General features: G+C 39.0%; 15 protein-coding genes. 7 read left to right on the forward strand and 8 right to left on the reverse strand.

Translation table 11 applies throughout. The annotated features are described in order from the left end of the window. Positions 1–9: 9 nt before the first annotated feature. From B0O44_RS16115 to trpS, 5 genes are all read right to left on the reverse strand, one after another. The gene (locus tag B0O44_RS16115; RefSeq protein ID WP_110832726.1) at positions 10–1,629 is read right to left on the reverse strand and encodes a CTP synthase; all 1,620 of its coding nucleotides are present in this window, start codon (positions 1,627–1,629) and stop codon (positions 10–12) included. 510 nt (positions 1,630–2,139) lie between these two features. Beyond that, positions 2,140–2,673 (reverse strand): hypothetical protein, encoded by a 534-nt coding sequence (locus B0O44_RS16120; RefSeq protein ID WP_110832728.1) that lies wholly within the window; start codon positions 2,671–2,673, stop codon positions 2,140–2,142. A gap of 44 nt (positions 2,674–2,717) precedes the next feature. After that, positions 2,718–3,443: a 3-deoxy-manno-octulosonate cytidylyltransferase gene (gene kdsB / locus B0O44_RS16125; RefSeq protein ID WP_110832731.1), complete on the reverse strand. Its 726-nt coding sequence runs from the start codon at positions 3,441–3,443 to the stop codon at positions 2,718–2,720. Between the two features lies 1 nt (position 3,444). After that, positions 3,445–4,059 carry a deoxynucleoside kinase gene (locus B0O44_RS16130; RefSeq protein ID WP_110832733.1) on the reverse strand — a complete coding sequence of 205 codons (615 nt, stop codon included), beginning with the start codon at positions 4,057–4,059 and terminating at the stop codon, positions 3,445–3,447. A 59-nt stretch (positions 4,060–4,118) separates the two neighbouring features. Beyond that, the gene (trpS, locus tag B0O44_RS16135) at positions 4,119–5,117 is read right to left on the reverse strand and encodes a tryptophan--tRNA ligase (protein WP_110832735.1); all 999 of its coding nucleotides are present in this window, start codon (positions 5,115–5,117) and stop codon (positions 4,119–4,121) included. Between the two features lie 77 nt (positions 5,118–5,194). Here trpS and B0O44_RS16140 point away from each other — a divergent pair, with 77 nt between their 5' ends. The 6 genes from B0O44_RS16140 (at position 5,195) to B0O44_RS16165 (ending at position 8,171) form a co-directional block, all read left to right on the forward strand. Next, positions 5,195–5,926, forward strand: a complete 732-nt coding sequence (locus B0O44_RS16140) for a lysophospholipid acyltransferase family protein (protein ID WP_110832738.1) — start codon at positions 5,195–5,197, stop codon at positions 5,924–5,926. Further along, on the forward strand, positions 5,927–6,217 hold the full coding sequence (gene gatC / locus B0O44_RS16145) for an Asp-tRNA(Asn)/Glu-tRNA(Gln) amidotransferase subunit GatC (RefSeq protein ID WP_110832741.1): 291 nt from the start codon (positions 5,927–5,929) through the stop codon (positions 6,215–6,217). A 48-nt stretch (positions 6,218–6,265) separates the two neighbouring features. Continuing rightward, positions 6,266–7,024, forward strand: a complete 759-nt coding sequence (locus B0O44_RS16150; RefSeq protein WP_110832743.1) for an ABC transporter ATP-binding protein — start codon at positions 6,266–6,268, stop codon at positions 7,022–7,024. Positions 7,025–7,030: 6 nt separating this feature from the next. Next, a complete protein-coding gene (locus B0O44_RS16155; RefSeq protein WP_110832746.1) occupies positions 7,031–7,579 on the forward strand; it encodes a cob(I)yrinic acid a,c-diamide adenosyltransferase in 549 nt (182 codons plus the stop codon). An 84-nt stretch (positions 7,580–7,663) separates the two neighbouring features. After that, on the forward strand, positions 7,664–7,885 hold the full coding sequence (locus B0O44_RS16160; protein WP_008240955.1) for a DUF2795 domain-containing protein: 222 nt from the start codon (positions 7,664–7,666) through the stop codon (positions 7,883–7,885). A gap of 127 nt (positions 7,886–8,012) precedes the next feature. Continuing rightward, positions 8,013–8,171 carry a lmo0937 family membrane protein gene (locus B0O44_RS16165; RefSeq protein ID WP_110832748.1) on the forward strand — a complete coding sequence of 53 codons (159 nt, stop codon included), beginning with the start codon at positions 8,013–8,015 and terminating at the stop codon, positions 8,169–8,171. Positions 8,172–8,192: 21 nt separating this feature from the next. Here B0O44_RS16165 and B0O44_RS16170 read toward each other — a convergent pair whose 3' ends face one another. Next, the gene (locus B0O44_RS16170) at positions 8,193–8,870 is read right to left on the reverse strand and encodes a 2-C-methyl-D-erythritol 4-phosphate cytidylyltransferase (RefSeq protein WP_110832750.1); all 678 of its coding nucleotides are present in this window, start codon (positions 8,868–8,870) and stop codon (positions 8,193–8,195) included. 113 nt (positions 8,871–8,983) lie between these two features. Continuing rightward, the gene (queA, locus tag B0O44_RS16175; RefSeq protein WP_110832752.1) at positions 8,984–10,033 is read right to left on the reverse strand and encodes a tRNA preQ1(34) S-adenosylmethionine ribosyltransferase-isomerase QueA; all 1,050 of its coding nucleotides are present in this window, start codon (positions 10,031–10,033) and stop codon (positions 8,984–8,986) included. A gap of 184 nt (positions 10,034–10,217) precedes the next feature. Between queA and B0O44_RS16180 the strand changes: the two genes are divergently transcribed. Continuing rightward, positions 10,218–11,462: an ABC transporter permease gene (locus B0O44_RS16180; protein ID WP_211321398.1), complete on the forward strand. Its 1,245-nt coding sequence runs from the start codon at positions 10,218–10,220 to the stop codon at positions 11,460–11,462. 69 nt (positions 11,463–11,531) lie between these two features. On the opposite strand, the gene B0O44_RS16185 is transcribed toward B0O44_RS16180, so the two are convergent. Continuing rightward, the gene (locus tag B0O44_RS16185; RefSeq protein ID WP_211321396.1) at positions 11,532–12,728 is read right to left on the reverse strand and encodes a pyridoxal phosphate-dependent aminotransferase; all 1,197 of its coding nucleotides are present in this window, start codon (positions 12,726–12,728) and stop codon (positions 11,532–11,534) included. Positions 12,729–12,787: the final 59 nt, after the last annotated feature.

Here is a 12,787-nt window from a genome sequence, read left to right on the forward strand (position 1 = left end):
TTTAAACGCTTATTTGTTTGTTTTCTTCTTTGCATGCTCCATTGCAGCGGCGACAAATTTAACAAAAAGTGGGTGAGGATTAGCAACTGTTGATTTTAATTCCGGATGAAATTGTCCACCTACAAAAAATGGATGGTTTTTTAACTCGATAATTTCTACCAGATTGCTGTCTGGATTGTGTCCAGAAGCGATCATACCGGCATCTTCATATTGCTTTAAATAAGCATTATTGAATTCGTAGCGGTGTCTGTGACGTTCGGCAATATGCGTCTTCCCATAAGCTGCATAAGCCTTAGTCCCTTTTTTAACATCACAAGGATAAGAACCCAGCCGCATGGTGCCGCCTTTATTGGTTACTTTCTTTTGTTCTTCCATCATGTTAATGACAGGGTGTTTGGTGTCCTCATCAATTTCAGTGGTATTCGCACCGGCAAGCCCCAATACATTGCGGCCATATTCAATTACTGCACACTGCATACCCAGACAAATCCCGAAGAACGGGGTTTCACTTTCCCGGACGTATTTAATGGTATCGATTTTTCCTTCAATGCCCCGGCTTCCAAAGCCAGGAGCAACCAATACGCCATCTAAATGACCTAGTTTCTCTTTAGCGTTATCGGGATAAATGCCTTCAGAATGGATGAATTCTACCCTTACTTTACATTCATTTTTAGCTCCTGCATGAATAAAGGCTTCTATAATAGATTTATATGCATCCGGTAATTCCACATACTTTCCAACCAGACCAATCCTGACTTCAGAAGTCGGGTTTTTAAGACGCCCCAGAAAATCTTTCCAACTTTCCATATCAGGCTCGTTTTTCTGGGCAAGTTTTAATTTGCTCAATACTGTTTTGTCCAGTTGCTCCTTCATCATCAGCAATGGAACAGAGTAAATCGAGGAAGCATCAATGGATTCAATAACCGCATTAATATTCACATTACAGAACAAAGCGATTTTTTTACGGATATCCATTGTAATGTGCTGCTCTGTGCGGCAAACCAGGATGTCCGGTTGTATACCGTATTCCAGTAACGCTTTAACAGAGTGTTGTGTCGGTTTGGTTTTCAGCTCGCCCGCCGCCGCAAGGAAAGGGATAAGGGTAAGGTGTATCACAATGGCGTTATTTGCACCTTCTTCCCATTTGAACTGACGCACGGCTTCAATGAAAGGTAAGGATTCAATATCACCGACTGTACCACCAAGTTCTGTGATGACAATATCGTACTGTCCGCTTTCACCCAGTATGCGCATATTTCTTTTAATCTCATCGGTGATGTGTGGAACAACCTGAACTGTTTTTCCCAGATATTCGCCCTGACGCTCTTTATTGATCACATTCTGATAAATACGTCCGGTTGTAATGTTATTCGCCTGAGAGGTTGGTACATTTAAAAAACGCTCATAGTGACCCAAGTCCAAATCCGTTTCCGCACCATCTTCAGTAACGTAGCATTCACCATGTTCGTAAGGATTTAGTGTTCCCGGATCGATATTGATATAGGGGTCAAATTTCTGGATGGTTACCCTGTAACCCCGTGCTTGTAAAAGTTTGGCCAAAGAGGCGGAGATGATGCCCTTTCCTAATGAGGAAGTAACACCGCCCGTAACAAAAATATACTTAGTCATGTTTGTGAATTTGTGAGACAAGAGGGCAATAATTTGCTCTACTTATCGCTTTTGTACGGGATACAAAGTTAGTAAATAAAAGCGAACTCAGACTTTTCTTTTTTGAAATATATCAATACGCCCAATAAAACAGGCATTTAAAAATAAAATAAAGAATTTATGTAAAATATGAGGGGAGGTCGGTTTTCTTAAAAAAAAGGCCTGGATGAATCCAGGCGCTCTTTTAATTTATATTTGGTTAGAATATGCGGTTTTGGTTGACTGTGATTTTGGTTCCTGTTTTTTTATTACACTAAGGTAAAACTAATATAATTTTAATAAGTTATTTTGACATTTTTATAACATAAGTCTTTATTTTATGTATCTGTCTGATTTATAGTTGTTTTAATTTTGTTTGTAACTTGAATTTTACGGCATGTTTGGAATATACGAATGAATTTTAAGCCAAAATAGGCATTTGATTGCCAAATTTAATTTGCCGGAACAAAGCTGGTCAGCTTACACTAAGTGTCAGCAGCATTTGTAATAAATTTTGACTTTATGCTCTTTGACCGACCAGGCAATATAAACTTTAGTTTCTTTGCTGATCCTGTATTTAAAGCCATTTAGTCTCGATTTCTGTAATTCTTCGTAGAACAATTTATCGGCGGTATACTGATCTGGTTTTTCTTCGGGGGTTACTGCAGGTTCCAGGAAATTTTCTTCGTCCAGAAATTCATTTAATTCTTCTGTCATAAAGTTTTTCTGGTCTTTTTCTTTACTTAGGTCCAGGGTTTCCTTATAATTATCCAATAGCTCTGTTGCTTTAAGGACTTTTTGATAAAGTTCTTTCCCATCCGAAGAAATGATGCGGAAAGTCAGCAGCATATCCTTAGGTTTATTTCCACTTAGACCCACTTTAAAGGTGTCAAGTTTACTTGAATCACTAAAGGATTTAAGCACGGTTTTTTCCTGAGAAGTATTTTCTGATGGCTGTTTGGTACCTGAAGAGGTACAGGCAAAAAAGAACAGTGATAATAGAAATAGAGAGAAGACCGGTTTCATCTGCTGATATTTATGGCTATGCCCTTAAGATACTAAATTAAATATTAAAAGATCTTTTTCAAATCTTCAGGACTGTCAATGGCAAGGGTCTCCAATGTAGTGATATTGGTTTTTATTTTATAGCCGTTCTCGATCCACCGGAGCTGTTCCAGATTTTCTGATAGTTCAAGGGAAGAGGGTTTTAATGTACTTATCTCTTTTAAAGTACTACTGGCATAGCCATATATTCCAATATGCTTGTAAAAATGATGGTGCTCCAGCCAGTCCTGTTGGGGATGGCTTCTTAGGTAAGGAATGGTTTGTCTGCTAAAATATATGGCCTCACCGGCAGCATTCAGAATTACCTTCGGGATATTGGGGTTGAACAATTCCTCGGTGGTTGTAATTTTTTTAATCAATGTGGCCAGAAGCACATTTGTATCCAGAAAACAAGCGGTTACAAGGTTAATTTGCTGAGGATCAATAAATGGTTCATCACCCTGAATATTGATCACTGTATCATAGCCCTCAAATTTAGCTATGACTTCCGCACAGCGATCGGTACCACTTTGATGGCTGCCGCTGGTGAAAATAAAGTCACCACCAAAATTTTTAACCTCCTGGGCAATGCGCTGATCGTCTGTAGCCACAACAACATGATCAAGAGAACTTGCTTTTAAGGCCTGTTCATAAACCCTTCGGATCATGGTCTTGCCTTTGATATCTACCAAAGGTTTGCCCGGAAATCGGGTAGAAGCATATCTTGACGGTATTATCCCTAGCGTTTTCATTTTAGAAAAGTCCGTGTATCTCGGCCTCTATTGCTTGGATCACTGTACCAAGATCTTCGGGATTATTGGTGAAATCTAATTTGTCCTTATCCAATACCAGTAGTTTACCCAACTGGTAATCTTTGATCCAGGCCTCATATTTTTCATTTAGTTTTGAAAGATAATCTATGCGTATGCTTGCCTCGTATTCTCTTCCCCTTCGCTGGATGTTATTGACCAGGGTAGGAACAGATGCCCTTAAATAGACCAATAAATCTGGTGGCTTAATAAAAGAAGTGATGTTGTCAAAAATAGACCTGTAGTTTTGGTGGTCCCGGGTGGTCATCAGGCCCATTTCATGAAGGTTTTCCGCAAAAATATGCGCATCCTCATAAATGGTCCTGTCCTGGATTACATTTCTCTTTAAGTGGTCAATTTCAACAATTTGCTGGAACCGGCTGTTGAGAAAATAAATCTGAAGGTTGAAACTCCAGCGTTTCATGTCACTGTAGAAGTCTTCCAGATAAGGATTATTCTCTACCGCTTCATATAAGGCTTCCCAACCATAATTTTTAGCCAGTAAGCCTGTTAACGTCGTTTTTCCTGCGCCAATATTTCCAACTATTGCTATGTGCATATTTTACTTTTTTGAAGAGTCTTAAGATAGTAAATTACCCGGTATTCTGTTTCTGATGTTTAAAATGGTTTAAAGCCAATCAGTTGTCTGACTTCTTTAATTGTCTTCTGGGCGCTTTCCCTTGCCTTTAAAGCACCATGTTTGGCAACCTGACGCAAATACAGTGTATCTTTGGAAAGTTCTTCAATGCGTTCCCGTATTGGTGCATTTGCTAGGATCATATCCTCTGCTAGTTGTTTTTTGAAATCGCCATAACGGATGGCCATTTTGTTGTAAAGTTCATCAAAATGAGCCAAAGTATCGGGGCTGGAAACTATTTTCATCAAATCAAACAGGTTCTGAATAGCTTCTGGTTTTTGCTGATGCTCTTGGGTCGGACCGCCATCAGTTACCGCTCTTGATAATTTTTTACGTATAATCTCAGGACTGTCTGATAAATAAATACAGCTTCCCTCACCATTAGATTTGCTCATTTTTCCTTTTCCATCCAGGCCCGGTACTTTCACCAGGTTTTCTGAATAATTGAAGGCATAAGCTTCTGGAAAATATTCTGCATTGTACAGCCTGTTGAATCTGTTGCCAAAGGTCCGTGTCATTTCAAGGTGTTGTTCCTGGTCTTTTCCTACCGGAACTTTTGTTGCTTTGTGAATCAGGATGTCTGCGGCCATTAAAGTCGGATAGGTCAAAAGGCCTGCATTTACATTGTCTGGCTGCGAACGGATTTTGTCTTTAAATGAGGTACTACGTTCCAGTTCACCCATATAAGCATTCATGTTCAAATACAGGTAGAGTTCTGCAACTTCCGGAACATCCGACTGTATATATATGGTGGTTTCTTCCGGATTAATTCCGCAGGCAAGATATTCTACTAAAACATGCCTTACATAACCGTGTAAGTCCTGTGGAGTAGGGTGTGTAGTCAAAGAATGAAGATCTGCAATAAAAAAATAGCAGTTGTAATCATACTGCATTTTTACAAAATTAGTTACTGCACCAAAATAATTCCCAAGGTGGAGTTTTCCTGTTGGACGAATACCACTAACAACCGTTTCTTTCATGAGGCCGAAATTAATAAAAAAAAGATTTGGATTGCAATTTTACCCTCATATCCCGTTTTTTACTATTTTTGAAATTGATGATTAAGGGCTTAAAAAAAATTCACCGGATTTATACTGTCTTTGTCATTGTCTTTTTCTTCCTGCTGTTGTATCCTTTCTATTACATTTTTTCGAGAAAGCCCGAAGGATATAAGACCCTGAACAAGCTGAGGAAGTTCAATAGCTTGCTTTGCAGTTTTTTTACAGGAATATTTTTCCGTTTAACTTATGAAGAAAAATTAAACAGCGAGCAAACTTATATTTACTGTGCCAATCACAGTTCCAATCTTGATATCATGATTTTTTGTGTGCTGGCCAGTGGAAAGTTTCATTTTATGGGAAAAGAGGAATTACTAAGTAATCCGATGTTTAGGGTCTTTTTCAGTACCATAGATATCCCGGTAAACAGGGAAAACAACAGATCTGCATTCAGGGCTTTTAAAAGGGCTGGTGAGGACCTGGAAAAAGGAATGAGTCTGGTTATTTTTCCTGAAGGGAAAATTGATGAGGAACATTATCCGCCAAAGCTTCTTCCTTTTAAAAATGGTCCCTTTCGTCTTGCAATAGAGAAAAAAACACCACTGGTTCCGGTAACCATGTGTAACGTATGGAAGAAAATGTGGGACGATGGTGCTAAATATGGAAGTAGTCCCGGGATTTGCGATATTTACATCCATAAAGCAATTCCTACCGAAAATTTTGGAGCAAAGGATACCGAACTGCTAAAAATGAAAGTTTTTGAAATGATAAACAGTAAAATGCATATATAAATGAATATTGATAGGAAAACCATATATAAAGTAGCCGATTTAGCAAGAATAGAGGTTAAGGAAGAAGAGATTGGGGGACTGGTGAACGAAATGAGTAAGATCCTTACCTTTATGGAGAAACTCAATGAACTGGATACCGATGAGGTAAAACCATTGGTTTATATGAATCCCGACCAGAATGTCTGGCGTGAAGATGTTGTTCAATCAGACCTTAATGTATCTGAAGGCCTAATGAATTCGGCAAAACATAATGAGTCGTTTTTCATGGTACCTAAGATCATAGAAAAATAAAAGGCCTGTAACATAAAGATACCGATGATTGTCTAACAAAGAAAAGCTATGGAAAAACCATTAATCCACATTAAAGATATAGGCCGTAAATACGTTATTGGAACAGAAGTTATCCATGCTTTAAAGTCAGTTTCGCTGGATATTCATAAAGGTGAATTTGTGGCGCTTATGGGACCTTCCGGGTCGGGAAAATCGACCTTAATGAATATTCTGGGGTGTTTGGATACCCCAAGTAAAGGGGATTATTTTTTGAATGGTACAAATGTCAGTCATATGACCGATAATGACCTGGCAGAAGTCCGGAACAAAGAGATTGGTTTCGTTTTTCAAACCTTTAACCTGCTTCCCAGATCGACTTCCCTGGATAATGTAGCTTTACCACTGATTTATGCCGGAGCAAGTAAAAGTGAAAGAGATAAACGGGCACAACAGGCTCTGGAAAACGTTGGCCTGGGAAATCGTGTAACGCATAAACCCAATGAACTTTCGGGGGGGCAGCGACAAAGAGTTGCGGTGGCCAGGGCATTGATTAACAATCCATCCATTATACTGGCAGATGAGCCAACAGGTAACCTGGATACAAAAACCTCTATAGAAATTATGGGGCTGCTGGAAGAAATCCATAGTAAAGGCAATACCATTATTCTGGTGACCCATGAAGAAGATATCGCACAGCACGCACACCGTATTGTGCGTATGCGTGACGGACTGATCGAAAATGACTACAAAAATACAGACATCAAAATGGTTTCTCCCAGACTCACTGTGCTGAATGAAAAAGGAGACGACTTTGAAACCATAGGTTAAACCAGCATGAAAATTTATACAAAAACAGGTGATAAAGGGCAAACTTCTCTTATTGGAGGTACCCGTGTACCAAAATACCATCTTCGTATTGAATGTTATGGTACAGTAGACGAGCTGAATTCCTATATCGGTTTAATCATGTGTCAATCTATTGAAACGCACCACCAGCAGGTATTGAAAGAGATACAAGACAGGCTGTTCACAGTAGGTGCATCATTGGCAGCTGATCCGGAAAAATCTAAAATGAAAATCCCTGATCTTCATGATGATGACATCGAGCTGCTGGAAAAGGAAATGGATCAGATGAATGAAATTCTGCCGGCCTTAAAACATTTTGTATTGCCCGGAGGGAACACGGTTGTTTCGTATTGCCATATTGCAAGATGTATTTGCCGTCGTGCAGAAAGGTTGACCGTTCATTTGGCTGCCGAAAGTTTTGTTGACGAAAAAATGACCATTTATTTGAATAGATTAAGTGATTATTTATTTGTTTTGGCAAGAAAACTAAATCTGGATGCAAAAACAGAAGAAAACATCTGGATACCGCGCATGTAAAAAAGTGGAAAAAAAAGTTTGTTTTCATCAAGTTTTTTAATATACTTTTGCGGAAATAAAATAGAATAACTAATAGTATAAGATATGTATTGGACATTAGAACTCGCATCGCATTTGGAAGACGCTCCATGGCCTGCAACAAAAGACGAATTAATTGATTACGGTATAAGATCTGGTGCCCCTGTAGAGGTTATAGAAAATTTACAAGCATTGGAAGATGATGGTGAGCCTTATGAAACTATTGAAGAGATATGGCCTGATTATCCAACTAAGGATGACTTCTTCTTTAATGAAGATGAATATTAAGTAATCCCATTACAGGCTCCGCGAACCGGGGCCTTTTTTATTTTTGGAACGAAGATTGTTTAGCTAATACTGGCAATTGTTAAACATATGCCAGAATCTACTGAAATAAATACCAAAAATTAAAACTATGGGAAACTTACTTTATTTAGTTGCAGTTGTATTGGTCATCTTATGGGTGATCGGCTTTTTTTTCCACGGCTTTGGAGACGTGGGAGGTTTGATTCACATTTTATTGGTTATTGCGGTTATCGCAATTATCCTTAAGGTCATTAACCGGGCCGCTTAGCATAAAAAAAGCTCCTGAATTTCAGGAGCTTTTTTTATGCATTAATAAAGAGATAATTTCAAGGTCCAGAGGATAGGTTATCTTAATGTTTTCGCGTTCACCCTCAATGAGATGAATTGGATAACCAGCCCGCTCGACAACGGAGGCATCATCCGTATATTCATTCCGGTAAGGTAATTTATAGGCATTTTTCAATTGATCGGAATGAAAGGCCTGAGGAGTTTGTATCAGGAATACCTGGTCCCTGTTTAGGGCCTCATTATGAGTTCCTGTTGTCTGAATGCGTATGGAGTCTGTTGGATGGATGGCGGCTATGGCATTTCCATTTTCTTCCGCAGCATGGAAAGCAGCTTCAATTAAAGCCGGGGACACCATTGGTCTGACTGCATCGTGAACGGCAATTATGCCTTTACCCTTAATGTTCTTTAATCCATTTTTTACAGAGTGAAAGCGCTGTTCACCACCTTTAATAATTTGATGAGGAACGTCAAAATGATACTTTACACATAAATCTTCCCAATATTGATGCTGGTGTATATTTAATACCAGTAAAATTTCGGGCTGCAGGCTGCAATGATGAAAAGCACGCAGGGTATGCATTAATATGGGCAGGTCCTGCAGCAAAAGAAACTGTTTTGCAAGCGCTGCTTTCATTCTGTTTCCGGAGCCACCGGCTACAATTATTGCGTAGTATTTCATCCTTTGCCTTTTGTTCGTTTATGGAATAGCTTAAGCTGGTGCTTATACAAAAATAGGAGATTAAAGCCTGATGCCTGAATCTCCTATTTAATTAAAATTTACTAAATGCCAAATTAGATGATCAGCATCGCATCACCATAGCTGTAGAAACGATATTTCTCTTTTAAAGCGACTTCATAAGCATTTCTTACATAATCATAACCACCAAAAGCGCTTACCATCATCAGTAAAGTTGATTCCGGTGTATGGAAATTGGTAATCATGGAATTGGCAATACTAAAATCATAAGGAGGAAAGATAAACTTACTTGTCCAGTCATTGGCGGCCTTTAAGGTTCTGCCTGAAGAAACAGCCGATTCAATTGCACGCATAGAGGTGGTACCTACTGCACATATTTTTCTTTTTTCCTCCAATGCCTTATTGACAATGTCTGCATCCTTTTGCTCAATGATAAATTGCTCAGAATCCATTTTATGTTTGGTCAGATCCTCTACTTCAACAGATCTGAATGTACCTAAACCAACATGTAAAGTAACTTCAGCAAAATTAACACCTTTGAGTTCCAGTCTTTTCATCAGTTCCCTGCTGAAATGTAAACCTGCAGTAGGTGCAGCAACAGCGCCTTCATGTTTTGCGAAAATCGTTTGATAACGCTCTTTATCCTGGGCAGTCGCCTTACGTTTAATATATTTAGGCAGTGGGGTTTCGCCCAGAATTTCGATGTTTTTTCTAAATTCTTCATCGGTTCCGTCAAACAGGAAACGGATGGTACGACCCCTTGAAGTCGTATTGTCCACAACTTCTGCAACCAAAAGGTCGTCATCACCAAAGTATAATTTATTTCCAACACGGATTTTACGGGCCGGATCTACCAGTACATCCCATAAACGAAGTTCCTTGTTGAGTTCTCTTAATAAAAACACTTCGATAGTTGCACCGGTTTTTTCTTTATTTCCGTATAAACGCGCAGGAAAAACTTTTGTATTGTTCAGGATCATGACATCATGATCATCAAAATAATTTAAAACATCTTTAAATATTTTATGTTCAATTTTGCCACTATCCTTATGCAAAACCATTAAACGGGCTTCGTCCCTTTGTTCTGAAGGATTATTGGCAACTAATGATTCAGGTAAATTAAACTTAAATTGAGATAACTTCATATTTTTCGATGTAATAATTAAGGGCGCAAATTTACAAAATAAATTTCCTAATTTATAAATAATACTTATATAGGTCGATGATTTATAAACAATTCTTATCTTGAGGCAAATTCTTTAAGGTATTTCTTAATATACCAAAATAAGCTGTAACCTTTTCAGGTAGTTTTGGTCTAAATGCTAAATGATGATGATCTTTAGACTTATAGGTGAAAGTTTCTGGTTTGCTGCAGATGCCCTGCGTCAAAACAAACTCAGGACCATGCTCTCCCTGCTGGGCATTACAATTGGTATTTTTACCATTATTTCTGTTTTTTCGGCAGTCGATACTTTGCGCAACAAGCTTCAGGAAAGTGTTGATAAACTGGGCTCAAATACGTTGTTCGTTCAGAAATGGCCCTGGATCTTTGGTGACAATTATCCCTGGTGGAAATATGTAAACAGGCCTCAACCGAGTATGAAAGATTTCATGGCTTTAAAAGATCGTCTTGAAAATATCGAAGGTATTGCTTTTGAGGCCTCATCCGGAGGAAGAATTGTTAAATACAGGAGTAATTCTGTTGAAAATGTCAACTTAAATGCCGGTTCCCAGGATTACAATAAAACCTGGAATTTTGACTTTCAGGAAGGACGTTATTTTACGGAAGGAGAGGGACAGTCCGGTTCACCGGTTGTTATTCTTGGGGCAGATATTGCCGAGGGACTTTTTGGGGGAGAATCTGCGGTTGGCAAACAGATTAAAACGATGGGACGCCGTTTAACTGTAGTGGGGGTCTTTAAAAAAGAAGGAGAAGACATGCTTGGGGTGTCCCAGGATAAAAATATTCTCATTCCGATTAACCTCGCTAAAAGTTTATTTGATGTTGAAAATGAAAGGTATGGACCTCAAATTACCGTAAGGGGTAAGGAAAATGTAGGCCAGGAAGAAGTAGAAAGTGAATTGAGGGGAGTGATGCGTTCTATACACCGTCTGAAACCAGGGGCTGAAGATGATTTTTCTTTAAATAAAGCAACTATTCTTTCCAATCAGTTGGACGTGATGTTTAAAATGGTCAATATAGCAGGTTGGGTGATTGGTGGTTTTTCCATTCTGGTAGGTGGCTTTGGAATCGCCAACATTATGTTTGTCTCTGTGAAAGAGAGAACTAATATTATTGGAATACAGAAATCCCTTGGGGCAAAAAATTATTTTATCCTGTTGCAGTTTATGTTTGAAGCAATTGCTTTATGTTTGCTTGGAGGAGCATTGGGCTTGTTTTTAGTATACATGATTACCCTTGTATTTACCTATCTGGTAGATGTTAAGATTGTTCTTGACCTTAAAAATATCCTTACCGGAATTACAATTTCAGCACTTATAGGAGCTATTTCAGGTTTTTGGCCTGCTTACTCTGCCTCTAAACTCGACCCGGTTGAAGCCATACGTTCCTAAAGGGAATTTTCAATAAAAAAGCCTGTTTTAATTATTAAAACAGGCTTTTTTATTGAAAATAAGAATGGTTTATTTTAATTTGGCCAATGCTGCCGCAATTCTGGAAACAGCATCCCTTAGTTTATCTTCTGCAGCTGCATAGGAGATCCTGATGCAGTCGTCATTGCCAAAGGCCTCGCCTGTAACGGTAGAAACATGAGCTTCATTCAATAAATAAAGGCAAAGTTCTTCTGCATTGCTGATCACTTGCCCTTCAGTAGTGCTTTTTCCAAAATAGCTTTTGACTTCCGGGAAGAAATAGAAAGCACCATCAGGAAGGTTTACTTTGATGCCTGGAATGGCCTTGAGAAGGTCATAAACCACATCCCTGCGTTTTTTAAACTCGGCAACCATTTCATGTACCGTATCCAGGCCATCCTGGTAGGCCTTTAAGGCTGCTCTTTGTGCTATTGAACAGGTTCCAGAAGTAATCTGTCCCTGCATTTTATCACAGGCATTGGCAATTTCTTTATTTGCAGCAATGTATCCAACCCTCCAGCCGGTCATGGCATAAGATTTAGAAAAGCCATTGATCACTACTACGCGATCTTTAATGGCATCAAAGGAGGCAATAGAAGTATGTTTACCAACAAAGTTGATGTGTTCATAGATCTCATCCGATAAGATGAAAATGTTCGGATGTTTTTCAAAAACAGCTGCCAGAGCTGCCATTTCTTCCCGACTGTAGACAGAGCCCGTTGGGTTGCATGGGGAAGAAAACATAAATAGTTTTGTTTTTGGCGTAATAGCGGCTTCCAGCTGTGCAGGGGTAATTTTAAAATTCTGTTCAACGGTTGCATCGATAAAAACAGTTTTACCTTCTGCAAGCTTGATCATTTCAGAGTAAGATACCCAGTATGGTGTTGGGACAATGACTTCATCTCCTGGGTCTACCAGGCACATGACCGCATTGGCCAGGGATTGTTTGGCACCAGTAGAGACCACAATCTGATCAAAACCATAAGACAAACCGTTTTCCCTGGATAACTTCTCTGCAATTGCCTTTCGTAGTTCCGGATAGCCGGAAACCGGGGTATAGTAAGAATAGTTTTCGTCAATAGCTGTCTTTGCAGCTTCTTTAACGTGCTCGGGGGTAAAAAAGTCTGGTTCACCAAAGCTCAGGTTGATTACATCAATCCCTTTTGCAGCTAATTCCCTGCCGAGTTTGGCCATTTTGATGGTCTGTGATTCTGAGAGGTTGTTGATTCTCTTGGATAAAAATGTCATAATGATTTGTGCGAAAGCAAAATATAATTCTGTGAGATAGCAAATATATAAACCTAAGG

The organism is Pedobacter nutrimenti (assembly GCF_003208655.1).
GTDB lineage: Bacteria > Bacteroidota > Bacteroidia > Sphingobacteriales > Sphingobacteriaceae > Pedobacter > Pedobacter nutrimenti.

What these genes read in the sequence shown, in the direction of transcription:
- B0O44_RS16115 (WP_110832726.1), bottom strand. Translation starts at nt 1,629, where the DNA reads ATGACTAAGTATATTTTTGTTACGGGCGGTGTTACTTCCTCATTAGGA.
- B0O44_RS16120 (WP_110832728.1), bottom strand. Translation starts at nt 2,673, where the DNA reads ATGAAACCGGTCTTCTCTCTATTTCTATTATCACTGTTCTTTTTTGCC.
- kdsB (WP_110832731.1), bottom strand. Translation starts at nt 3,443, where the DNA reads ATGAAAACGCTAGGGATAATACCGTCAAGATATGCTTCTACCCGATTT.
- B0O44_RS16130 (WP_110832733.1), bottom strand. Translation starts at nt 4,059, where the DNA reads ATGCACATAGCAATAGTTGGAAATATTGGCGCAGGAAAAACGACGTTA.
- trpS (WP_110832735.1), bottom strand. Translation starts at nt 5,117, where the DNA reads ATGAAAGAAACGGTTGTTAGTGGTATTCGTCCAACAGGAAAACTCCAC.
- B0O44_RS16140 (WP_110832738.1), top strand. Translation starts at nt 5,195, where the DNA reads ATGATTAAGGGCTTAAAAAAAATTCACCGGATTTATACTGTCTTTGTC.
- gatC (WP_110832741.1), top strand. Translation starts at nt 5,927, where the DNA reads ATGAATATTGATAGGAAAACCATATATAAAGTAGCCGATTTAGCAAGA.
- B0O44_RS16150 (WP_110832743.1), top strand. Translation starts at nt 6,266, where the DNA reads ATGGAAAAACCATTAATCCACATTAAAGATATAGGCCGTAAATACGTT.
- B0O44_RS16155 (WP_110832746.1), top strand. Translation starts at nt 7,031, where the DNA reads ATGAAAATTTATACAAAAACAGGTGATAAAGGGCAAACTTCTCTTATT.
- B0O44_RS16160 (WP_008240955.1), top strand. Translation starts at nt 7,664, where the DNA reads ATGTATTGGACATTAGAACTCGCATCGCATTTGGAAGACGCTCCATGG.
- B0O44_RS16165 (WP_110832748.1), top strand. Translation starts at nt 8,013, where the DNA reads ATGGGAAACTTACTTTATTTAGTTGCAGTTGTATTGGTCATCTTATGG.
- B0O44_RS16170 (WP_110832750.1), bottom strand. Translation starts at nt 8,870, where the DNA reads ATGAAATACTACGCAATAATTGTAGCCGGTGGCTCCGGAAACAGAATG.
- queA (WP_110832752.1), bottom strand. Translation starts at nt 10,033, where the DNA reads ATGAAGTTATCTCAATTTAAGTTTAATTTACCTGAATCATTAGTTGCC.
- B0O44_RS16180 (WP_211321398.1), top strand. Translation starts at nt 10,218, where the DNA reads ATGATGATCTTTAGACTTATAGGTGAAAGTTTCTGGTTTGCTGCAGAT.
- B0O44_RS16185 (WP_211321396.1), bottom strand. Translation starts at nt 12,728, where the DNA reads ATGACATTTTTATCCAAGAGAATCAACAACCTCTCAGAATCACAGACC.